Source organism: Dietzia sp. PP-33 (genome assembly GCF_033790845.1).
Taxonomy (GTDB): Bacteria; Actinomycetota; Actinomycetes; order Mycobacteriales; family Mycobacteriaceae; genus Dietzia.
Window position 1 is genome coordinate 1 of record NZ_JAMYEI010000012.1, and the last position, 21,854, is coordinate 21,854.

Annotated in this window: 22 protein-coding genes and 2 pseudogenes; 11 read left to right on the plus strand and 13 right to left on the minus strand. The window is 64.2% G+C overall.

What is annotated here, in order from left to right:
• Positions 1 to 685: 685 nt before the first annotated feature.
• Positions 686 to 1,327, minus strand: coding sequence for a TetR/AcrR family transcriptional regulator (locus NJE57_RS17360; RefSeq protein ID WP_319029781.1), 642 nt, complete (start codon positions 1,325 to 1,327; stop codon positions 686 to 688).
• Between the two features lie 296 nt (positions 1,328 to 1,623).
• On the opposite strand from NJE57_RS17360, the gene NJE57_RS17365 reads away from it, so the two are divergent.
• Positions 1,624 to 2,148: a PaaI family thioesterase gene (locus NJE57_RS17365; protein ID WP_017836045.1), complete on the plus strand. Its 525-nt coding sequence runs from the start codon at positions 1,624 to 1,626 to the stop codon at positions 2,146 to 2,148.
• A gap of 149 nt (positions 2,149 to 2,297) precedes the next feature.
• Here NJE57_RS17365 and NJE57_RS17370 read toward each other — a convergent pair whose 3' ends face one another.
• Complete coding sequence (locus NJE57_RS17370) at positions 2,298 to 3,299, minus strand: AraC family transcriptional regulator (protein ID WP_319029782.1); 1,002 nt, start codon at positions 3,297 to 3,299, stop codon at positions 2,298 to 2,300.
• A 118-nt stretch (positions 3,300 to 3,417) separates the two neighbouring features.
• On the opposite strand from NJE57_RS17370, the gene NJE57_RS17375 reads away from it, so the two are divergent.
• The 3 genes from NJE57_RS17375 (at position 3,418) to NJE57_RS17385 (ending at position 6,372) form a co-directional block, all read left to right on the plus strand.
• Positions 3,418 to 3,738 (plus strand): 2Fe-2S iron-sulfur cluster-binding protein, encoded by a 321-nt coding sequence (locus NJE57_RS17375; protein WP_319029783.1) that lies wholly within the window; start codon positions 3,418 to 3,420, stop codon positions 3,736 to 3,738.
• Positions 3,739 to 3,826: 88 nt separating this feature from the next.
• Complete coding sequence (locus tag NJE57_RS17380; RefSeq protein ID WP_187701833.1) at positions 3,827 to 5,167, plus strand: cytochrome P450; 1,341 nt, start codon at positions 3,827 to 3,829, stop codon at positions 5,165 to 5,167.
• A complete protein-coding gene (locus NJE57_RS17385; protein WP_319029784.1) occupies positions 5,164 to 6,372 on the plus strand; it encodes an NAD(P)/FAD-dependent oxidoreductase in 1,209 nt (402 codons plus the stop codon). The genes NJE57_RS17380 and NJE57_RS17385 overlap by 4 nt, the downstream gene beginning before the upstream one ends.
• Before the next feature lie 535 nt (positions 6,373 to 6,907).
• Here the strand turns inward: NJE57_RS17385 and NJE57_RS17390 are convergent.
• From NJE57_RS17390 to NJE57_RS17400, 3 genes and pseudogenes are all read right to left on the minus strand, one after another.
• A pseudogene (locus NJE57_RS17390) lies at positions 6,908 to 7,165 on the minus strand (TetR/AcrR family transcriptional regulator); the annotation flags it as partial.
• Positions 7,166 to 7,176: 11 nt separating this feature from the next.
• Entirely contained in the window at positions 7,177 to 8,310 is a 1,134-nt protein-coding gene (locus NJE57_RS17395) for an NDMA-dependent alcohol dehydrogenase (RefSeq protein WP_319029785.1), read from the minus strand.
• A 67-nt stretch (positions 8,311 to 8,377) separates the two neighbouring features.
• Positions 8,378 to 8,905: an enoyl-CoA hydratase-related protein gene (locus tag NJE57_RS17400; RefSeq protein WP_228549152.1), complete on the minus strand. Its 528-nt coding sequence runs from the start codon at positions 8,903 to 8,905 to the stop codon at positions 8,378 to 8,380.
• A 309-nt stretch (positions 8,906 to 9,214) separates the two neighbouring features.
• Between NJE57_RS17400 and NJE57_RS17405 the strand changes: the two genes are divergently transcribed.
• Positions 9,215 to 10,762, plus strand: coding sequence for an acyl-CoA synthetase (locus NJE57_RS17405; protein ID WP_182643665.1), 1,548 nt, complete (start codon positions 9,215 to 9,217; stop codon positions 10,760 to 10,762).
• A 39-nt stretch (positions 10,763 to 10,801) separates the two neighbouring features.
• Here the strand turns inward: NJE57_RS17405 and NJE57_RS17410 are convergent, their stop codons facing one another.
• The 5 genes from NJE57_RS17410 to NJE57_RS17430 form a co-directional block, all read right to left on the minus strand.
• A complete protein-coding gene (locus NJE57_RS17410) occupies positions 10,802 to 11,371 on the minus strand; it encodes a TetR/AcrR family transcriptional regulator (RefSeq protein WP_182652302.1) in 570 nt (189 codons plus the stop codon).
• Positions 11,372 to 11,476: 105 nt separating this feature from the next.
• The gene (locus tag NJE57_RS17415; RefSeq protein WP_319029832.1) at positions 11,477 to 12,154 is read right to left on the minus strand and encodes a lysophospholipid acyltransferase family protein; all 678 of its coding nucleotides are present in this window, start codon (positions 12,152 to 12,154) and stop codon (positions 11,477 to 11,479) included.
• A gap of 146 nt (positions 12,155 to 12,300) precedes the next feature.
• Positions 12,301 to 12,414: a hypothetical protein gene (locus tag NJE57_RS17420; protein ID WP_396469339.1), complete on the minus strand. Its 114-nt coding sequence runs from the start codon at positions 12,412 to 12,414 to the stop codon at positions 12,301 to 12,303.
• A gap of 195 nt (positions 12,415 to 12,609) precedes the next feature.
• A complete protein-coding gene (locus NJE57_RS17425) occupies positions 12,610 to 13,998 on the minus strand; it encodes a cytochrome P450 (protein WP_319029786.1) in 1,389 nt (462 codons plus the stop codon).
• A 17-nt stretch (positions 13,999 to 14,015) separates the two neighbouring features.
• Positions 14,016 to 14,336, minus strand: coding sequence for a 2Fe-2S iron-sulfur cluster-binding protein (locus tag NJE57_RS17430; protein ID WP_319029787.1), 321 nt, complete (start codon positions 14,334 to 14,336; stop codon positions 14,016 to 14,018).
• A 138-nt stretch (positions 14,337 to 14,474) separates the two neighbouring features.
• Here NJE57_RS17430 and NJE57_RS17435 point away from each other — a divergent pair, with 138 nt between their 5' ends.
• Positions 14,475 to 15,554, plus strand: coding sequence for an AraC family transcriptional regulator (locus NJE57_RS17435; RefSeq protein WP_319029788.1), 1,080 nt, complete (start codon positions 14,475 to 14,477; stop codon positions 15,552 to 15,554).
• Here the strand turns inward: NJE57_RS17435 and NJE57_RS17440 are convergent.
• The gene (locus NJE57_RS17440) at positions 15,534 to 16,250 is read right to left on the minus strand and encodes a transglutaminase-like domain-containing protein (RefSeq protein ID WP_319029789.1); all 717 of its coding nucleotides are present in this window, start codon (positions 16,248 to 16,250) and stop codon (positions 15,534 to 15,536) included. The two genes, NJE57_RS17435 and NJE57_RS17440, sit on opposite strands and share 21 nt — an antisense overlap.
• Positions 16,251 to 16,473: 223 nt before the next feature.
• The gene (locus NJE57_RS17445; protein ID WP_319029790.1) at positions 16,474 to 17,145 is read right to left on the minus strand and encodes a TetR/AcrR family transcriptional regulator; all 672 of its coding nucleotides are present in this window, start codon (positions 17,143 to 17,145) and stop codon (positions 16,474 to 16,476) included.
• A gap of 96 nt (positions 17,146 to 17,241) precedes the next feature.
• On the opposite strand from NJE57_RS17445, the gene NJE57_RS17450 reads away from it, so the two are divergent.
• Positions 17,242 to 18,408, plus strand: a complete 1,167-nt coding sequence (locus NJE57_RS17450) for an acyl-CoA dehydrogenase family protein (RefSeq protein ID WP_319029791.1) — start codon at positions 17,242 to 17,244, stop codon at positions 18,406 to 18,408.
• A 54-nt stretch (positions 18,409 to 18,462) separates the two neighbouring features.
• On the opposite strand, the pseudogene NJE57_RS17455 reads toward NJE57_RS17450, so the two are convergent.
• Positions 18,463 to 18,793, minus strand: a pseudogene (locus NJE57_RS17455) (transposase); the annotation flags it as partial.
• Positions 18,794 to 18,875: 82 nt separating this feature from the next.
• On the opposite strand from NJE57_RS17455, the gene NJE57_RS17460 reads away from it, so the two are divergent.
• The 4 genes from NJE57_RS17460 (at position 18,876) to NJE57_RS17475 (ending at position 21,584) form a co-directional block, all read left to right on the plus strand.
• A complete protein-coding gene (locus tag NJE57_RS17460) occupies positions 18,876 to 19,214 on the plus strand; it encodes a transposase (protein WP_319029793.1) in 339 nt (112 codons plus the stop codon).
• Positions 19,207 to 20,358 (plus strand): IS30 family transposase, encoded by a 1,152-nt coding sequence (locus NJE57_RS17465; protein ID WP_319029794.1) that lies wholly within the window; start codon positions 19,207 to 19,209, stop codon positions 20,356 to 20,358. The genes NJE57_RS17460 and NJE57_RS17465 overlap by 8 nt, the downstream gene beginning before the upstream one ends.
• Positions 20,359 to 20,465: 107 nt before the next feature.
• A complete protein-coding gene (locus NJE57_RS17470) occupies positions 20,466 to 21,350 on the plus strand; it encodes an IS3 family transposase (protein ID WP_319029834.1) in 885 nt (294 codons plus the stop codon).
• A gap of 69 nt (positions 21,351 to 21,419) precedes the next feature.
• On the plus strand, positions 21,420 to 21,584 hold the full coding sequence (locus NJE57_RS17475) for a hypothetical protein (RefSeq protein WP_241261438.1): 165 nt from the start codon (positions 21,420 to 21,422) through the stop codon (positions 21,582 to 21,584).
• Positions 21,585 to 21,854: the final 270 nt, after the last annotated feature.

Below are 21,854 nucleotides of genomic sequence, written 5' to 3' on the forward strand. Positions count from 1 at the left end.
CAACCCAATTCGGATACAGAGCTCAGACAACCGAACGCCACGCATTCATCAGCGGCGTCTCCTGGAGCGCCTACCCCGAACTCCACCAGGAACCCGACACCACAGAACCCGACACCTGACCAGTAGAGGTCTGCGTATTGCATCAGGTGCATCATCCCCGGCCCCTGAGCCGCCCTCTACTGCGCAGCTCGATGTCAGCGCCGACCTGCGATGTTGCCCGCTCACGGATGGCGTCACCGACGACTCATGGCTCGAACGCCGCATCTTGAGGCGGATGGATGGCGATCTCCGAAACGTCGTCGACCTGCACGGGTGTCCGGACAGTCTCATCAGATGCATCAGCGATTCAGTAGATGAAACGGCCCTCTCAAGCCCTCCGCTGCTGCCGGATACCTCTGGGCGGGTCCACTACCCGCGATGACCGAGGATTATTTTCTGCCGATCCCCAGCCGGTGGCCGCGAATACGCCCGAGGCAGATACGCAGACCTTCCACCAGGCGTGGTGGGCGCGACTGGTGGAGCTGCTCGGTCTGAGGCTGTGCGCGATTCCGTTGCCCCTTGCGTGGGCGTGGTCGGAGACATCCCGGGAGCCGACCTTTTTGCCACGCACGGGCATATCGCCGTCTAGCGGGTTCGCCTGCGACAGATAGGCAACGGCGTGCCACAGGATCTCGTTCTCTTGCCCCTAAGAGTGGAGTCCACTGTGGGGGAGACCGGTTGCCAATGTCTCGGTGACGCGAACACTCAGTTCCGGCTTGTCGTGGCCTTCGGTGTGGGTGTATGTCCCGAGATGGGACCACATCGAGTCCACGAGCGGCTGGAGGAACAAACGGCCCAGCTGAGTGACGATGACGTCGACCACCTGAACAGCATCGGCGCGGACCCTAGACGCCGCGCCAGATTCCCGCATAGCCGCCACTTCCCGGTGTGTCAGCTCGGTGAGTCGCTCGAGTAACTCACCTCGCTGACCGCCGGGATCTAGCAACGCGCGGCGCAGGTAGTTCACCACCTCGGGACGCCTGACCAGCATGTCGGCAACCGCGTCGTTGCGGATCCGGGCGATGTCGGCGCCTGGGATGCCCACGGGCGCCGAGGCAAGCGCGGTAGCGAAATGCTCTACGACCAGTCGCTCGACCGCCTCGCGAAGGCCGTCCTTCGTGCCGTAGTGATGGACCACGAGACCCACCGTCACTCCGGCCGCGGTTGCCACGGTTCGCAACGAAGTGCCGTCCTCGCCGTTGGCGGCGTAGAGATCCAGTGCGGCGTTGCGGATGCGCGCCTTGGCAGTGAGATCCTGGCCCGCGGCGCCTGGTGCGGAACGATTCACGCGGTTCCCCTTCAGTTGCGGTCGAGCCTACGGACCCCAAACTAGACTATACGTCGGTACCGCTTACTGTATGTTCGTACAGTACAAGGTGTCCCGGCTCAGTCGGCCTTGTCGACCTGACTATCGTGCCGTCGACAGCCAGTTGCTCAGGCCACCCGCATCGGGCCTCAGGGCCCCTTGGACGTCCCGGTCAAAGGTTGGGTCACGGGTCGGGCGTGCGGGTGTCGGCGATATCTCCGTCGCCACAAGCCGAGGTATCGCACCCAGTACAACTTCATCGACAGGAAGGTCTGGACATGGACACATTTCGCGACAAGGCCGGCGAGCCGATAGGTACCGATATCGACAACTGGGTGGCCTCGTTCACGCGCATGGAATCCGGTTCCTCCGAGCTTCCTCCCCACCACCCCAACTGCCTTGGCTGTGGACCAGAGAACCCGAATGGTCACTTCCTCTCGGTACGGCGTGACGGAGACGGCGTCGTCGCACACCACCAGTTCGACCAGCGCCACGTCGGGGCACCGGGCATTGCACACGGCGGCGCGGTAGCGACCGTGATTGACGACCTCTTCGGCTTCTTGCTGTATTCGGTCGGCGAGCTCGCCGTGACGCGCCGTCTCGAGCTCGAGTATCTTGCGCCAGCACTACTCGACACCCCGTACATCCTGCGCGCTGCAGTTCGGTCTCGCGATGGCCGGAAATTGGACCTCAAGTCCACGATGGAGGATGCAGAGGGCCGCACTGTTATTACTGCCACTGCCCTGTTCATCGTGGTCGAGGTTGAACACTTTTTGCAGTCACAGAGAAACTCGAGGGCTTAGGCCAAACTCACCGCCGCGAGCAACAGGCCCGAATACGTCGAGGGTGTCGGCGGAGCCTGAAGCTATTGAACGCCACGCCCAAAGAAAGGGCGAAGCTGAAGGCACCGTGCATTGCCAGTTGCCCTGTACGAGTCAACCAAGTGGCAGCGCTACCTACGACGGAACCCCGTCGGCGGGTGGCCGGTCCAGTGCTTGAAAGCGTGTGAAAAGCTGGCGAGGTCGCTATATCCGAGGTCCGTGGCGATCTCGCTCGCGGACACAGATCCGTCCAGTAAACGAAGAATCGCGTACTCAAGAATGATCGACTGGCGCAGTCCGCGATAGGTCATCCCTTCCTCAGAGAGGCGCCGCTTAAGTGTGCTCGTAGAGATGGAGAGTTCGTCTGCAATCCACTGACTTCCACAATCTGCGGGACGCTTCTCTATCAGACATCTCACCTTGTCCGAATACGAGGCGATTTTACTCCGCTCGTCGAGCCTTCGCTGCAAGTCACTGATAGCGAGTCGATACGCCACGGGGTCAGAGAACCGGCAGACGTGATTGACCGCGTCAACGGGAAAATGCAGAATGGACAGTGAAGCGTCGAATACCAGGCGACCAGCTAACCAATCCTGATCCACGGGCAGACCTTCCGGAGTGGGCCAACCCAGTGAGAGTGTGATGTCTGGTGCATCGCCAACGAGTATATTCAGCAGCCTCAGCAGGACCGCACCACAGTAGGTGACCACTAGGGAGTCTAGGACTCGATCGCCCGTCTGCCCATTGAGCGCGACAGATACTCCGTGTCCACCTGCGTAGAACTGCGCACTCAGGGCTGGGGTTATTAGCGGCAGGTAGGCAAGCAATTCCAATATCTCGCCTGCGGAACCTGCGCTTACTAGTGGGACGCTTAATGGTCCGAAGGACGTCAGATGAGCATGCTGGGCGAACGCCAAACCGAGGGTCGTTGCTTGGTCAACGTCGAGATCGGGCAAGGCTTCCCTGATCCACCGCAGGGGAACTTGGGCGTTGATGGCGAGAAGTGACTCGACGTCGCTTCGCTCACGATCCATGATCTCGCGAAACCGTGCAACGGCGTCTTGCTCCAGAACTGGGCTCTCAAGTAACTGCGCGAACACGAGCGGTGGCACGCCCTCGCGATCAAGATTCATCGCCCCCGCCTTCTGATCCAAAATAACAAGCTTCTGCCCTCAATCAACCTAGCCGCAGTCGTCGTTGTTAGCAATGCTGTGAGCAGCTATTACCCGAACAACCATGCAGGAGCCAGCGATGACAGTCGTAACCTTCGTCTCACATGAGGGAGAGAAGTACGTGGTGCCCTTAGAGGAGGGGCAGTCACTCATGCGGATCGCCGTCAACAACGCGGTGCCCGGGATTGACGCTGACTGCGGAGGCGAAGCCGCGTGCGGCACGTGTCATGTCATCGTTGATCCGCAGTGGTCCGACGTGGTGGGCCTCTCGGGAGCAAGTGAAGAAGAGATGCTCGCAATGAACCCGGAAAGGCTGCCGACCTCTCGACTGTCGTGCCAGATGACCGCGTCCGCGGATTGGGACGGCCTGGTCGTCCAGGTGCCAGAGTTCCAGATGTAACGACGTTCCAGATGTAACGACGAAAGACAAGGTGAGACACGTGAAGGTTTCCGATACGATCGGCGACAAGGTTCAGTCGGCCATCCCGATGGATCTGCAGATCCGGGGCGCCCATCTGTACGACAGGACTCGGCGCTGGGTGACAAGGACGAATGGGAAGAAGCTCTTCGTAGAGAAGCCCATCCCCCCCGTCGAGGACGTCGAACTCGCCGACATCGACCTCAGTAATCCCTTTCTCTATCGGCAAGGACGCTGGCAGTCCTACTATGAGCGCCTGCGAAACGAGGCTCCGGTCCACTTTCAGCCCAACAGTGCGTTCGGGCCGTTCTGGTCAGTGACCCGACATGAAGACATCATCGCGGTCGATAAGAACCATGAGGTCTTCTCCGCCGAGCCGATGATAGTGATCGGGGCCCCGCCTCGTTTTCTCGATATTGAGATGTTCATCGCGATGGACCCACCGCGCCACGACGTGCAGCGAGCAGCTGTGCAGGGGGTGGTGGCGCCGAAGAACCTGCGCGAGATGGAGACGCTCATTCGGTCTCGGGTTCGCGAGGTACTAGACGACTTGCCGGTGAATCAGCCGTTCGATTGGGTCCAGGCTGTCTCGATCGAACTGACAGCTCGAATGCTCGCGACGCTCTTGGACTTCCCATACGAGGAACGTCACAAACTCGTGTACTGGTCAGATATTGCAACTTCGTTCGAGGAAGCGAACGGTGGTCCTGCGGACCTCGACGAGACGTTCGACGGAATGCGCGAGATGGCGAGCGGTCTGAGTTCTCTGTGGTACGACAAGAAGGCTCGGTTAGCAGAGGGGGAGGAACCCGGTTTCGACCTGGTCACCATGCTGCAGAGCAACGAGAACACCAAGGATCTGATCGACCGCCCGATGGAATTCATGGGCAACTTTGTGCTGTTGATCGTCGGAGGGAACGACACGACCCGGAACTCGATGAGTGGTGGCGTTCTGGCGCTGAACCGGTTCCCAGACCAGTTCGAAAAGCTCAAGTCCAACCCTGACCTGATCCCCAACATGGTCTCCGAGATAATCCGGTGGCAAACGCCGCTGGCCTACATGCGCCGAATCGCCAAGACTGACACTATCTTGAACGGTCAGTTCATCCGTAAGGGTGACAAGGTCGTGATGTGGTACGCCTCAGGCAACCGCGACGAGCGTGTGTTCGAGCGGCCCGATGACTTCATCATCGACCGGGCCAACGTCCGCAACCACATCTCCTTCGGGTTCGGCGTACACCGGTGCATGGGCAACCGACTGGCCGAAATGCAGCTGCGGATCCTCTGGGAAGAGCTGCTCCCCCGCTTCGAGAACATCGAGGTCGTCGGCGAACCCGAGTACGTGCAGTCCAACTTCGTGCGGGGTATCAGCAAGATGATGGTGCGCCTCACCCCGAAATCCGGCACATGACATCGCAGCGAGCCCTCATCATCGGTGCCAGCCATGCCGGAGCCCAACTCGCGGCGAGCCTACGGCAGGACGGGTGGAGCGGTGAGATCGTCCTCATCGGCGAGGAGCCCACGGTGCCCTACCAGCGCCCGCCACTGTCGAAGGCGTATCTCGCCGGGAAAACCACCCTCGACGAGATCACCATCCGCAGTTCGGACTTCTACTCCAAGCAGCGAATCCAGCTTCTCAACGCGCACGTGGAGGCGATCGACCGCTCGGCTGGGCACATCGTTATGAGCACCGGCGACACACTGACATACGACAAGCTCGCGCTGTGCACGGGAGCCCGCCCTCGTCAGCTCCGCGTTCCTGGGGCCGATCTCCCCGGGGTCCATTACCTTCGTACCGCCGCAGACGTCGAGTTGATCCGCACGTCCGCCGCCCCCGGGCGGCGGGTGGTGATCGTCGGGGGCGGCTACATCGGACTTGAGACGGCCGCCTCACTACGGGCACTGGGCCTGGAAGTCACCGTGCTCGAGGCGACCACTCGCGTCCTCGAGCGGGTCACTGCTCCCGACGTATCAACGTTCTTCGAGCGGATCCACCGAGAGGAGGGCATCGATATCCGAACGGGCGCCAAAGTCGCAGCATTAGTCGGAGACGATTGCGTCCGGGAGGTCACACTATCTACTGGCGAGTCGATTCCGACTGATCTGGTCATCGTGGGCATCGGTGTTGAACCGAGAACAGAACTCGCCGACGCTGCGGGTCTCGTGGTCGACAACGGCATCGTGATCGACGACCATGCCCGGACCGAGGACCCCGACATCGTGGCCGCCGGAGATTGCACAAGCCATGACATCGCCCGTTACGGCTGCCGTATACGCATGGAGTCCGTGTCGAGTGCGGGGGAGCAGGCCAAGGTCGCCGCCTCGACCGTCTGCGGAAAATCTAGGAAGATCGAGGCGCTTCCCTGGTTCTGGTCAGATCAATACGATCTCAAGCTGCAGATCGCCGGTCTCAACACCGGTTACGACGAAGTCGTCCTCAGCGGTGACCCCACCCGGGACCGCGACTTCAGCTGCTTCTACCTCCGTGGTGGCGAGCTCCTTGCTGCAGACTGCATCAACCGCCCCCGCGATTTCATGTTCAGCAAGCGAGCCATCACCCAGCAGCTTCCCGTCGATAGGGCCGAGCTGATGCTCGGCGGACTTGCCCGCAGTTGATCGATCGTGGGTGTTGGATACGACGAGCAGCGACCGTGTTTCGGAAAGGAACATCAATTGACGACCGTGATTCGCCACCCTCGTCGAGCGGGGTGGGACCCGGAGTGTGAAGCGATTCGGCACCACATGCTGCGCACCTACACCTGCCCAGCGTTGAGACCGTCGTAGAGACACTGAGGTGAGACACCCGGTCAGTGTGGATTGAGGCTGGGGCCTCGTCGCGCCGGCGGCGGATCCGCAGGGCCCGTGGTCCGACCGGGCGAAGCGCCGGTCCTTTACCGCGGACTTCACACGTCGGATCGTTGCTGAATATGATGCGGCCCCCGCCAGCGCGAAGGGCGCCGTCCTGCGCCGGGGGCGTCTCTATGATTCGCACGTCAAGGAATAGCGGGCCGCGATCGCCGCCGGCACCCTGGGCGGGGTGAAGAAGGCCGGCCGCAGCCCGCGCAGTCCCGAGCAGGCCCGCATCGCCGAGCTGGAACGCAAGCTCGGCAAGGCTGAGGCCGAGTCGGCGCGTAAGGACGAGGTCCTCGCCGAGATCCAGTCCCACCCTGCGCACGTCCTCGATCCACTGTTCGATCATGTGGCCGAACGCAGCGGTGATGAGGTCCTCCCGGGTCGGGAAGTGGTGCTGTGCGGCGCCCCGGGAGACGCCGGCGGCGGCGGCCACCGCACCCACGGTGGTCGCCGCCCAGCCCTGTGTCGCCAGGAGATCGATGGAGGCACCGAGCAGTCGTTCCCGCGTGAGGCGGCTACGGTCCTGCTTGGGGGTCCGTTGCTCGGGCTCCGTCATACATCCTCCTGTTACCAGTCCTGCTCGTCGTAGATGATCACACCGCGGATGTTCTTGCCGTCGCGCATGTCCTGGTACCCCTGGTTGATCTCCTCGAGCCGGTACGTCTTGGTGACGAGCTCGTCCAGTTTGAGGTTCCCGGCGCGGTACTGGTGCAGCAGGTGCGGGATCTGCTTGCGCGGGCCGGTGCCACCGAAGATGGCGCCCTGCAGTGTCTTCTGCTGCATCGCCAGGTCCATGATTGACACCTGGGCGTCGACGGCCATCATGTCCCCCAGGCCCACCACGACACACCGGCGGCCCTTGCCCGTGAGGAGCAGACCGGGGAGCAGGTCTTTGCCCTCGACCACGCCCATCGTGAGGATGACCAGGTCTGCCATGCGACCCCAGCTGATCTCGCCGACCAGGGCCATGGCCTCGTCCATCGATTCACACGTGTGCGTGGCGCCGAACTCCATCGCCTTCTCGCGCTTGAACTCGACCGGGTCGACGGCGACGATAGCGCGCGCACCCGCCGCCGCTGCACCCTGGACCGAGTTGATGCCGATCCCACCGACTCCCACGACCACCACGATGTCGCCCTCCTTGGCGCCGCCGATCTCCGTGGCCGAGCCCCAACCGGTGCACACCCCGCAGCCGAGAAGTGCGGCTTTGTCCAGCGGGATGTCCTTCTCGATCTTGATGACGGACGACTGGTGCACGGTGACGTGCGGGGCGAACGTCCCCAGGAGGCACATGGTGGCCACGTCCTCACCGTCGGCGGTGTGCACCCTGAAGCCGCCGTCGCTGATCGCACGCCCGGTGAGCAGTCCCGCGCCGTTGTCGCAGAGGTTCTGCAGGCCCTCTGAACACGGCGGGCAGGTACCGCAGGCGGGGATGAACGCCAGGACGACGTGGTCTCCCTCCTCTAGGCCGATCACACCCTCGCCGACCTTGGTGACGACCCCGGCGCCCTCGTGACCGCCCATGATCGGGTAGGACTCGAACTGCAGGTCGCCGGTGAGCAGGTGCTCGTCCGAATGGCAGAGGCCCGATGCGGCCAACTTGACCTGGACCTCTCCCGCCTTGGGATCGTCGATGTCGACGTCGACGATCTCCCAACCGTCCTGCTTGGGCTCACGGATGATGGCGGCCTTGGTACGCATGGCTTTACCTCTCGTTGCGGGTTTCTGTGATGTGTGTCGAGTCATATATCTGTGACAATCGCATACGCTACGCGTCGGGCGTCGCCCAGGAGGGCAATCGGCGTTCGAGAAATGCGCTCATCCCCTCGGCCACCTCGGGCGTCGTGAACAGCCGCGCGGTGACCCCGGCGAGGTCGTCTCCACGGGCGTCGAGCTCGGCAATCATCGGCGCGGCCAGCAGCGCCTTGTTCTCCGCCAGTCCCTGCGGCGAGCAGGGCCGGAAGGAGTCGACGAGCTCGTCGACGGCGGCGTCGAGGTCCTCCACCGCGTCCGAGAGCAGGCCGATCCGCCGGGCGTGCGCGGAGTCGAACTTCTCGCCGGTCAGCAGCACGCATGCGAGATCCCGTGAGTTCACGCGTGCCGCCAACGGTACGGAGATCATGACGGCCGCCAGGCCGAGGCGGACCTCGGTGAGCGCGAAGGTGGACGACGGTCCGGCGACGGCGAGGTCGCAGGCCGCCACCAGACCCATCCCACCGGCGCGGACGTGACCGTCGACGGCCGCGATCACCGGCTTGGGATGCGCGATGATCGCCCGGAGCAGGCCCAGGAACATCCGGGCCAGCGTCCACTACGGCACCGCCACCGACGTCCAGGCACGACGCCAAGCCGTCCTCGACGCCGCCTACCACGCCCACCCGCAACGGTTCAGCCGACGACCGCAACCGCCGAAACTTCCAGGGAAGGCCACCATCAACGACCCCGCCAGACGAGCCAAAACTGGTTACGTTCCAACACCCTGAAATGTCTCATTTGATTTGACTTACTCAGTAGCGTCCGACTAGCTTGTGGGCACCGTCAGGTTTGGACAAACTACGTGATCTGACTCACTCGCAGAGATGACAGCATCCCGGAAGGAATGTCCATGGACGAGGGAATCGGCAGCTGGGTCACGACGAGGGCATTCCTCTCCGGGGACCGGATCGCTCTCGTCGACGGTGAGCGGCGTCTGACCTACTCCGCCCTAGACAGCAGCACCAATCGACTGGCCCGGGCACTGAGCGCCCTCGGCGTCCGACGGGGCGATCGGGTGGCAGGGCTCCTGCTCAACAGCACCGCGTTCATAGAGACGATGCTGGCCACGGCCAAGCTGGGCGCGGTGTTCGTGCCCATGAACGTGCGTCTTGCGCCGGCCGAGATCACCTATCTCTTGGCGGACTCGGGCGCAGACGTGTTCGTGTATTCGGCGCCCCTGGCTCCGGGGGCACGCGCGGCTGTGGCCGGCGAGGGAGTACGCGTCCGATCCCGCCTGGTCGTCGGCGGCGAACCCGAGGACGGCGAGCTGCGCTATGAGCACGTGTTGGCCAACGGTGAGGCCCGTCCAGTCAGCGCCGACGTCGATCGGAGCAACGTGTCGTGCTTGATGTACACGTCCGGAACCACAGGGCGACCCAAGGGCGCGATGCTGACCCACGACAATCACCTGTGGAACGTCGTGAACAGCTTGTCCTTCGGGCGCGGCTTGCGTGAGACCGACGTCACGGTGACCGTGGCGCCGATGTTCCACATCGGGGGCCTCGGGATCCACACCCTGCCGCTGCTGTACGTCGGCGGGACCAACGTACTGCTTCCCTCGTTCGACCCGGCGCAGACCCTGAAGGCGATGTCCCGAGAGAGGGCCACCGTGCAGTTCATGGTCCCGGCCATGTGGGCAGCGCTCATGTCGGAGCCTGGCTTCGACGACTTCGACCTGTCCTCGCTGGAGCTCGCCGTCTCCGGTGGAGCGCCCTGCCCTCTGCCGGTCATTGATTTCTATCAGGGTAAGGGGCTGCCCTTCCAGGAGGGTTTCGGAATGACCGAGACCGCTCCGATCGTGTCCGTCTTGGACGCCGATCACGTCAAGGAGAAGGCCGGATCCATCGGCCGCGCGGTGTTCCACGTTGAGGCGCGCATCGTTGATGACGCCGACAAGGACGCGCGCACCGACGAGGTCGGAGAGCTCGTCCTCCGGGGACCCAATGTGTTCGCGGGCTACTGGGGTCTCCCGGAAGCCACGGCCGAGGCCTTCCGCGGCGGCTGGTTCCACACCGGTGACCTGGGCCGCATAGACGCCGAGGGGTTCATCACGCTCGTCGACCGCAAAAAGGACATGATCATCACTGGCGGCGAGAACGTCTACCCGATCGAGGTCGAGCAAGTGCTCTACCGGCACCCGGCCGTTCGTGAAGTGGCCGTCGTCGGCGTCCCCGACGTCCGCTGGGGCGAGACCCCGGTGGCCACCGTGGCGCTCCAGGACGGCGCCGAGCCGACCGGCGAGGAACTCATCGCATACACCCGGGAGCGGCTTGCCCACTTCAAGTGCCCCACCAGGATCGAGTTCGTAGCCGAGCTGCCCCGCACAGCGACCGGCAAGGTGCTCAAGACGGTGCTACGGCAGCAGCACGGCGGCAACGAACACGCCGTGCGCCGCTGAAGCCCAGTTCAGACTGCTCCCGACGCCCGGCGCAGGTCACTATTCGAGTGAAAGGAATCGGACGGCGACCTCGGAGATCTTCCGCGCTGTCGCGGTTCGGTCCCACTTGGGGAGCGCAAGATGACTGACCGTCAGTCGCACCAGGGTGTCGGCCGCGTCGATGACATCGTCCGGGGGGAGACCCGGGTAACTCTCCGCGACCCATCCGGCCAGGGTGTCGGAGGCGAGGTCGAGAAGCGGCGCGGATGTCGTGAGCAGCGGGAGCATCCCCGTGGACGCCTGACTTCCCGCATCAAGGTCGCGGTTGGAGATGAGCACCGCCTTGAGCAGGGGGCTGCGCCCGGCCTCGTTCAAGGTGTAGTCGACGGCTGCTGCGATGCCTCGCTTCGCATCGCCGATGTGCGCCTCCAGCGCGCCCCGGATGCCCTCGAGGAAGCGCGAGGCCTCCCGGAGTACGACTGCTTCTCCGAGGCCGGCCTTGTCACCGAACTCCTTGTAGAGAGCCGCCCGCGACACCCCGGCACGATCAGCCACCTGCCCCACGCGCACCCGGTCCCAGCCGCGGTCGACAGTCAGGTCGTGGGCAGCCTCGAGGACAGCCAGGCGCATGTGCTCCTTGAATCGTTCGCGCATGGACGGTGCCCGCATGACAGAAAGGTTAGCGATTCCTGTCTCGCGATCGACTCGCGTCACTGACTTGGACACGGCCACACGCTACCTAGCGTGCTCGTCGGCCAGTTGGTCGACCATCGCTGCGAGGGTGTCCTGAAGTCTTTGCACGCCCACAGCGGCTGCCGTCGCCGACGGCAGTCCTCGGAAGTCCTCGAGTGGGACCGGGTCCCCGACCAGCAGGGTGACCCGACGACGGCGGCCCAGGACCACCCTTCCTTCGTAGGCTGGTGCGATGGCCTGCACGCCCCACTGGGCAACGGGGATCAATGGGGCTGACGTCTCGAGCGCGATGCGAACAGCACCCGACCTGAGCGACATCAGACGCACATCCGGTTGATTCGTGATCGATCCTTCCGGGTAGACGACGACAAGGGCGCCGCGATCCACTGCTTCGATCGCGGCGCGGATCCCAGCTCGCCCGTCGGAACGGTCGACTTGGACGTGGCCGGCCGACCGAAACCACCAGCCCACTGCTCTGCTCTGAAACAGGCTTGCTTTTGCCACGAACCGGGGGATCCGGCCTTGGGCGAGGATCATCTCCGCGAGGAAGAGCGGGTCGGCTTGGGAGACATGGTTGGCCGCCAATATTGCACCCCCCGACCGGGGAAGGCGCTCCGTGCCGCGCCAGTCCGCTCTCCTGACGAGCAGCAGAAGGGGTTTGCAGACGACCAACGCGAGCCACCATGCAGGGCCGCGAGCGTCCGTGGGTGCGCGTCGCACGTCTGCGGACTGATGCGAGTCACGGGCGCCCGGAACCAAAGGCAGAAGTCTCATCGCGGGCCCTGCCGTCGACCTCCAAACCATCCTTGTTCACCTCGGGGGGCAGGCGTTTGATGATGACCACGAGCAGTGGTCAGTCTGCTTGGTCACACCGCCACCTCCGGCGGCAGGGGGGTCGTGTCGACGGCGGCCCCTTGGCCGAGCATGCGGTTGGTGGTCATGAAGTCCCTTGGGCGGTTGACGCAGCCAGCGGCGACCAGCTCGCCCTGCCTGAGGTAGTAGCGGGTGCGGTTTCGGTCACTAGTGGGCCAGGTCTTCGAGAAGGAGGTCGCTTGTAGGGCAGCATCGGCTCGTCACCGGCCAGCCACGATGTCACCGGACCAACCCTCCTGGCGGAGACGGGTGGCAGGCTGCGCGCCGGCATGGCTGGCGCCGTCCACCACCGCGCGCCGAGCTCATCCGGTTCCCTTGGGGGTGAGCTCGACCATCAGCTTGCTGATGCCGCGAACGAAGTTGGACTGCACGTACTCCGGCTCACCGACGACATCGATCCTCTCGAAGCGCGCGAGCAGCTCCTCCCAGAGGATCCGCAACTGCAGCTCGGCCAGTCGGTTGCCCATGCACCGGTGTACGCCGAACCCGAAAGCGATGTGGTTGCGGGCGTTGGTCCGGTCGATGATCAACTCGTCCGGCCGCTCGAACACGGACTCGTCCCGGTTACCTGACGCATACCACATGACCACCTTGTCACCCTTGCGGATGAACTGGCCGTTGAGCACGGTGTCGGTCTTGGCGATCCGGCGCATATAGGCAAGAGGGGTCTGCCAGCGGATGATCTCCGAGACCATGTTGGGGATCAGGTCCGGATTGGCCTTGAGCTTCTCGAACTGGTCGGGGAACTGGTTGAGCGCGAGAACCCCACCACTCATCGAGTTGCGGGTGGTGTCGTTTCCCCCGACGATGAGCAGGATCAGGTTGCCGGCGAACTCCATTGGCCGCTTGATCAGGTCCTTGGTGGCCTCGTTGCTCTGCAGCATAGTGATCAGGTCGAACCCGGGCTCTTCGCCAGCCGCCAGGCGGGCGGCCTTGTCATGCCACAGTGCGCTGAGTCCACGCGCCAGGTCGACCATGCCGCGGAACAGTTCGTCGTTGTCGGAGGGGCCTCCGTTGGCCTGCTCCATGGAGGTGGCCAGGTCCGACCACTCGACAAGCTTGTGGCGCTGCTCGTAGGGGAAATCCAGCAAGGTCGCCAGCATGCGCGCGGTGAGCTCGATCGACACCGTGCTCACCCAGTCGAAAGGCTCGTTGACGGGCAGGTTGTCTAGGACGTCCTTGACGCGCTCCCGGATGAGGCCCTCCATCTCGCGCAGGTTCTTCGGAGCTACCACGCCTTGGACGGCGCTGCGTTGAACGTCGTGCCTGGGCGGATCCATGGCGATGAACATGGCGATGTCCATGAACCGCGGCGGCGTCCCGATGACGATCAGGGGCTCGGCGGAGAAGGCCTCGTGGTTCTTGTCCACCGCGATGATGTCGGCGTGCCGCGTCACCGACCAGAACGGCCCGAACGGACTGTTGGGCTGGTAGTGCACCGGGGCCTCGTTGCGCAGGCGCTCGAAGTAGGGGGCCCACTGCCCCTGTCGGTACAGGAAAGGGTTGCTGAGGTCGATGTCTTCGAGCGCGAGTCCTTCGACCGGCGGGATCGGGCGTTCGACGAACATCTTCTGCCCGTTCGTGCCCGTCAGCCAACGTCGGCCCTTGTCGTAGAGGTGCGCGCCCTGGACCTGGCGATCCAGGGGTATGGCGGCATCGACCTTCGTCTTCACTGCGTCAGGGATCTTCATCTCGTCAACACCTCCTGTTACATCTGGAATTCGGGCAACTGCACGGTCAAGCCGTCCCATGAGTGGGAGACCTGGACTTGGCACGACAGCCGCGACGTCGCCTGCCGCTCGGGGTTCATCGACAGCATCTCCTCCTCCTCCGGGCCGGAGGGGCCGACCTTGGCGACCCACGCGGAATCGACGATCACGTGGCAGGTGCCGCACGCGGCCTCTCCGCCGCAGTCACCATCGATCCCCGGAATGGCGTTGTTCGTGGCGACCTGCATCAGCGAGCAGCCCTCCTCGATGGGCGCCTCGTGCTTCTTCCCGTCGTATGACACGAAGGTAACGACTGTCATCTACAACTCCCTCATTATTGACTACGACACCGACATTATCTCATAATTGTCGTTGATATCGGCGATGACCATGTTGAACCGTGTCATCCTGTTGTGAGATCGGGTCACGTGAGGAGCGCTGTGTGGAGGAACGAGGCTGTGTGGAGGAACGAGCTTGGCGTCCCAGCGCTTGCCTTCGCGCAGCTGCTGGTCAGTTCGGCGATCGCTCCGGACAGCGCCGAGCAGTTCCGTGCCATAATGGCGCGCGAGGGAACCGGGGAACTGTCTCTGATCCGGACCCAGGCGCAGGCGCCGCTGCGGTGGTTTCGCGAGGTCTACCCGGACCTCGATGCCGAGCAGGCAACGCAGCTGGGGATCGCCTGCGCGGAACAGGCCCAGCTCACGTCCTTCGGGCCGTTGAGCGTGCCGCTGGTCAGCGCAGGAACCGTCGCCGAGGTCGTTCAGCTGTTGACCTATCTTCCCGTGATCACCGAGGCCGTCACCACCCAGTCCGATCCCCAGCGCGACGACCTGACGATCCGGCTTACCGGGAACGCGGCAGACCCCGAGCTGGACTGTCTCGTCGTCACCTACTGCGGACTCGCCCTCATGCGGTTGGTCGACCGACTGGTCGACGACGCGTCGGAGGTGACCATGCATAGCCGCTGGCCGGAGCCGAGCAGCGGGGCTCGAGAAGCCTGGCCAGGGGCGCGGCTCAGCTTCAACGCCCCCCTGTCCTACGTGCACATCCCTGAACGGACGCTACACGCGGCCTGCCGCTTCCCCGACCCAGTCGCCTACGACGTCGCCGTCACCAGCCTCCATCAGGCGCTCGAACGTCAGGCCGGCAGCCCGGAGTTCACCCGCAGAGTGCGGGCGTTGCTCGAGGACGGGTCCGGGGTGAGGACCCTCCAGTCGGTCGCGAATGAGTTCTCGATCTCCTCGAGCACCCTGAAACGCCGCCTCGCAGCGGAGGGAACCAGCTTCCGCGAACTCCTCCAGGAGTCACTGCTCGACCGCGCCCGGATACGGCTGCTCGACCGCTCCACGTCTGTCAGTGAGGTCGCCGCCGAACTGGGCTACAGCGACCTCACGAACTTCTCGCACGCCTTCAAAGGATGGACCGGCAGCTCACCGAGCCACTTCCGACGCGCCCACCAGCCCCCTGGAGTACCACTTCCGCAACCCCTCAGAAGGACCGCGCCCGGTGGGAGTGGCTCATCCGGTGCTCCCGGATGAGTCCACGGATCCTTTCGGAGTGGCCTTACCGGTGGTAGATGGAGGAGTGAAGGCATCGTCAGGCCCCGCAGCGGCAGTGACCATAGGTCCGTAGGCCTGGTGGAGGGCAGACAGAATGCGGCCCAGGGGGAGGTCGTCGAAGTTGCCGTGGTCCCGCACGTACTCCATGTGCCGAGTCCCGTCGGAGGTGAAGGCGTGCATGAGCGCGTCGCTCTGTCCGTCGAAGTCGACCGGGGGCACGCCGAATCGCTCGCATAACTCGACGTTGAAGGCAGGTGTGGCCTTCAACCATCGTCGGTCGATGTAGGCGCTGCAATAGCCGTGATAGACGAACAGGTCCGTGCCACCCATGACGGCTCGTAAGGTGTCGGTCTGCAGATGGTTCCGCACGTCGGCGAAGCCGAGTCGGGTAGGGATGCCCGCGGCCCGCAGAACCGCGGCGAGTAGCACCGCCTTGGGCACGCAGTAGGCGCGGCCGGTCTGGAGGACGTGGCTCGCCCGGTAATGCTCAGGATCCTCGGAGACCGAGTAGGGGTCGTACCAGATTTGGTCACGTACTGCAGCAAAGAGTAGGGACGCTCTCTCTCGGGGGCTCGACGCGCCGGCGATCACGTGCTGGGTGAAGTCGCGTACCGAAGCGTGGTCGTGATCCAGGAAGAAGGTCGCCTCAAGGCGCGATCCCGGCGCCGGCGTCATCGCCGCACTGCGGTGTTGACCGGACCGTCAGTCTGGAGCGCTACGGCCGCGCGCGGCCAGCCGGCCGGCTGCTTGCCGGGCACTGCCGAGGTGCAGGCGCCGGGCACCCGCCGCACTAGGTCACCGACCTCTTTCAGCCACCGGTCGCACACGGGGCGTCGCCGTTCCAACGCGGGACCGCTTCGACGGGCTCGGGGTGCGCCCATTTCGGGCGAGAGGACCCTCATCGCGCGCTCAACAGACGGTCGTTGTCCAGAGCAACCCCCACGCTCTGGGCGAGATCGCGCATGATCAGCCAAACTTGATGGGCGATCCGGGTGGTCACCTCTTCCTTCGACTCATCGTGGTGGTCCAGCCACCAGATGATCCCGGCGTCGACCATGCCCATCAACCCCGCCATCACGCCGTCCGGGGGATCGACTTGTACTTCGGATGTGCGCATATATGCCGAGGCTGCGGCCACCACCTCGCCGAGGAACCGTGTGCGCCCCAACCTGGCCCGGTGTGTTTCCTTGTTCTGCTGGCGCGCCGCCATGAAGCGATACAGGTTGGGATGACCGGCAGCCCATCCGATGGCAGCGCCTATCACGCCTTCGATGATGGCGGGAGCTGTACCGCTCACACGCAAGGCGGGACGAACGGTGTCGATGAGCTGATCAGCCGCGAATCGGAGCACTTCTCGTTCGAGATCTTCCTTGCTGTGGAAGTGCCGGTAGACGTGAGGCCGCGCAACCCCCGCCCGTTCCGCGATCTGGGCAGTACCGACGCCGGGACCGTACTCCTCGATCGCACGAGCCGCAGCCACCACGATCTGCTCTCGCCGTGCCGACCGGTGCGATTCGTGCGCCGTCGATCGGCGCACCACGGCCGTGTCCACCCACCTCGCAAGATCCACGACCACATTCTAACCCGAAAGGGACTGGCGCGGTACAGGGTGTACCCGTAGCCTTCGGGCACACCCTGTACCCGGCGAATACTCCCTGGAGGACCCATGCCCAGCCGCCGTTCACCCTGGATGAACCAGGACCTCGACGACTTCCGTCAACTCGCCCGGACGTTCTGCGAGAGGGAGATCAAGCCCAACATCGAGCGGTTCATCGAACAGAAGCGCGTCGACCGCGAACTCTGGACCCGCGCCGGCGAGCTCGGCCTGTTGTGCGCCTCCATTCCCGAGGAGTACGGCGGGGGCGGCGGCAACTTCTTCCACGAGGCAATCCTTATCGAGGAGCAGGCCCGCATCGGTGACAGCAGCTGGGGGGCCGCACTCCACAGCGGCATCGTGGCGCACTACCTGCTGCACTACGGCACCGAGGAGCAGAAGCGCGAGTGGCTGCCCAAAATGGCCTCCGGCGAGGTCGTGACCGCCATTGCGATGACCGAGCCGGGGACCGGTTCCGACCTCCAGGGAATCAAGACGAAGGCAGTCAGAGAAGGCGACGACTACGTCATCAACGGAGCCAAGACCTTCATCACCAACGGCTACCACGCAGACATGGTGCTCGTCGCCTGCAAGACCAGCCCCGATCAGGCTGCTGCAGGCGTCTCACTGGTCATCGTGCCGACCAGCTCCGAAGGATTTCGACGCGGCCGTCTCCTCGGCAAGATCGGCCTCAAGGGGCAAGACACCTGCGAGCTCTTCTTCGATGACGTACGTGTGCCTTCCAGCAATCTGCTCGGCACCGAGGAGGGGCAGGGCTTCGTCCAGCTCATGATGCAGCTCCCGCAGGAGCGGCTCATCGTCGCCGTCAGTTGCGCCGCGTCGATGGACTTGATGCTGGACCTGACACACGAGTACACACTCACGCGCGAGGCGTTCGGCAAACCGATCTTCGGATTCCAGAACACCAAGTTCAAGCTCGCCGAGGTCGCCACCGAAGCCCGCGTCACCCGCGCCTTCATCGACGAGTGTCTCGACCTGCATGTCAAGAGCGAACTGGACATCCCCACCGCCGCGATGGCGAAGTACTGGAGCTCCGAACGCGCTCAGCAAGTCGCCGACACCTGCCTGCAACTCCACGGCGGCTACGGCTACATGGAGGAGTATCCGATCGCGCGCGCATGGACCGACCTGCGGATCAGCCAGATCTACGCCGGCACCACCGAGATCATGAAGGAGATCATCGCCCGGTCACTCCCGACACCTGTCATGGGACAGTAGTCCGTACCCGACGCGCACTCGCTCGCTCGGCGAGCACTCCGTCCGCCAGCACGCCTAAACACGTCTCTGGTGGTCCGCATTTGAAGTCTTCTTACGGTTGGCTTTCGCGAGGACTTCGTCGGCGGTTTTCGTCCAGACGAAGGGGTGGGAGCGGTTTCCAGCCGTCGATGAAGGTGCGGATCTTGGCGTTGAGGTCCTTGACGGAGGTGAAGAACCCGCGGCGGATGGCCTGGCGTTCGACGATGCCGAACCAGACCTCCACCAGGTTCATCCACGAGGCGTGAGTGGGTGTGAAGTGGACCGTGAACCGTGGATTGTCGGCCAGCCAGGCCTTGACGTTCGCGTGCTTGTGGGCGGCGTAGTTGTCCATCACCAAGTGCAGCTCGGCCGGCTGGCCGTCGGCATCGACGTGCATCGCCCCGGGTTTGATGGAGACATCGATTACCCGGGAAGGGATCATCAGAACCATGGGAGCACCTCGCAAGTACCCGGACGAGCTGCGCGAACGAGCGACGCGGATGGCGTTGGAAGCACTGGCCGACCCCGACCGCTCACACGGTGCGATCGTGCGTGTCGCTGAGCAGCTCGGCGTGCACCGCGAAGCACTACGGGCCTGGGTCCGTAAAGCCCAGGCCGAGGGCCAAGACGCCTCGTCGGTCTCGGCTGATCGCGACGCCCGCCTGGCCCAGCTGGAGAAGGAGAACCGCGAGCTGCGGCGGGCGAACACGATCTTGAAGCAGGCGTCCTTAGACTCAAACCGTCAACGCAACACCAAGCAATTTATGGTGGAGGTGGACGATGGCTAAGATTGGCCGGCCCGGACTGCCGCCGGAGGAACGGCAGCGGGTCTGGGATATGTGGAAGGCGGGGTCGTCGATCAGTGAGATCTCGCGATCGGTCGACTCGCCGCCGGGTTCGGTGTTTTCGATCCTGCGGCCCAAGGGCGGGATCTATCAGTCGCCGCAGAAGCGCCGGGCGGGGACATTGAGTCTGTCCGATCGGGAGGAGATCTCCCGCGGTCTGGCGGCGGGCGACTCGTACCGCCAGATCGGTCGCCAGCTGGGACGGCCTGCGTCAACGATCAGCCGAGAAGTCGGGCAGAACGAGGGTAGGGAGCGCTATCGCGCCATCGACGCAGACGACCGCGCCTGGCGCCGGGCCCGGCGTCCTCAGAAGCCCAAGCTGGCCACGAACCCTGTACTGCGAGGCTACGTCGCTGCACGCCTGAAAGAGGAATGGTCTCCGGAACAGATCGCTGGTCGGCTGAAGAAGCAGTACCCAGCCGGGTCGCGGATGCTGATCTCGCACGAGGCGATCTATCGGTCGCTGTACATCCAATCCTGGAATGTGCTGGACAAGTCGTTACAGAAGCAGTTGCGCACCGGCAGACCGATTCGTCGCGCGGTCAGCAACACCACCTCCGGCCAGTGGCGCTCGCAGATCAAAGACGCCGTGTCGATTGATGCCCGTCCAGACGACGTCGCGGACCGCGCTGTTCCAGGTCACTGGGAAGGCGATTTGATAATCGGATCGGAGCAGTCCCAGATCGCCACGGTCGTGGAACGCTCCAGCCGCTACACCTGCTTAGTCCAGGTCGACTCACGCCATGCGTCCTCTGTTACTGAAGGACTGTGCCGGGAGCTGTCGGCGCTCCCGGAGACGATGTCTCGCTCCCTGACGTGGGACCGCGGCATGGAGCTGGCCGGACACAAAGACGTCGCCGCCGGCACCGGGATCAGCGTGTACTTCGCCGACCCACACTCGCCCTGGCAGCGCGGCACCAACGAGAACACCAATCGCTGGCTTCGTCAGTATTTTCCGAAGAAGACAAGCATGAACGGCTACTCCCAGGCTGACTTGCACCGAATCGCGGAGAGATTGAACAACCGGCCCCGGAAAACCCTCGACTACGACACTCCCGCCGAACGCTACGCCGCCCTGTTGCATTGACGATTTGACTCCAAGTCGCTTTTTTCGCTTCGCGGAGCTGGACCGTCCACAGCGCTGAAGGTTGAGTTCATCGACCGCCACAAGGACGAACACGGTGTCCAGCCGATCTGCGACGCACTGTCCGAGACCAGCGCCGCGATCGCGCCTTCGTCCTACTACGCCGCCAAACCCGACCGCCCTCAGCGCGGTCGGTTCGCGACGCCGAACTGACGGCCGCGATCACCACGATGTACGAGGAGAACTACCACGTGTACGGCGCCCGCAAGATGTGGAAGGAGATGGGACGCGCCGGCCACCAGGTCGCCCGCTGCACCGTCGAACGCCTCATGAGAGCTGAAAGACTCAAGGGGGTCCAGAGGGCCAAGTCGCCGCGCACCACTCGGCCCAAGGCTGAGACCGAGCGGCCCGCTGACCTGGTGGAACGCAAGTTCGTCGCCGAGCGGCCAAATCAACTATGGGTAGCCGACATCACCTACATCCGCACCTACGCCGGGTGGGTGTACGCGGCGTTCATCATCGACGTCTACTCGCGGATGGTCGTCGGGTGGCAGCTGTCCAAGAACCTCTACACCGACCTGGCTCTGGACGCGTTGAACATGGCGATCTGGCAGCGCACCCACGCCGGCGACGACCTGGGCGGCCTGATTCACCACAGTGACCGCGGCGTTCAATACCGGGCGCTGCGCTACACCGAGCGGCTCGAAGAACAGGATCTGGTGGCCTCGGTGGGTTCACGCGGCGACTCCTACGACAACGCGATGGCCGAAGCGTTCAATTCTCTGTTCAAAGCCGAGTTGATCCGCAACCGCCACAAGGGGCCATGGCGGGACATCGACGACCTTGAGATCGCCGTGGCCGAGTACATCGACTGGTTCAACCACCGCCGCATCCACGGCGAGATCGGCTACGTCCCCCCGGCGGAGTACGAAGCCCAACACACGGCGGCCGAACCGGCACCAGAGCCCGTCGACGACCTCATCGACGCCAGATAACCACCCTCTACAAAACCCGGGGCTTGACACCTCATCGCCTCCACCCAGTCGGCGAACCTGCCTTACGCGGTGGCCTGTGGCCGCACCGGGATCATCCGCAGCCTGGCCAAGCGCCACGATCGCCAGGCCCGCTCGCTGGCCGTCCGCGACGCCGTGGCGGGCGGCTGGGACCCGGTCGCCTACGCACGGGCATCCGGCAACGCCGCACCGCTCGACACGCCCCCACTGTTCTAAAGCTGGAGTACAGTCACCCACACCAAATGGCCCCGCCCGCAGGCGGGGCCATTCTCGTTGGCGGCCCGGGCGGGATGTGTCAGCGGGCCGCTGCTTGTCGGCGTTGCCGGCGCAGTTGCCAGTACCGCGGGATCGTCCATCGCAACGGGGTCTTATCGATCACCCACAGCGCCATCCGCGCCCGGTAGTGCACGCCCGTGGCGCACCGCGAACGACCAATGACCGACGAACCACGCCAGCAGCCCGAGCGCCGCTACCGTCGGCGCCCAC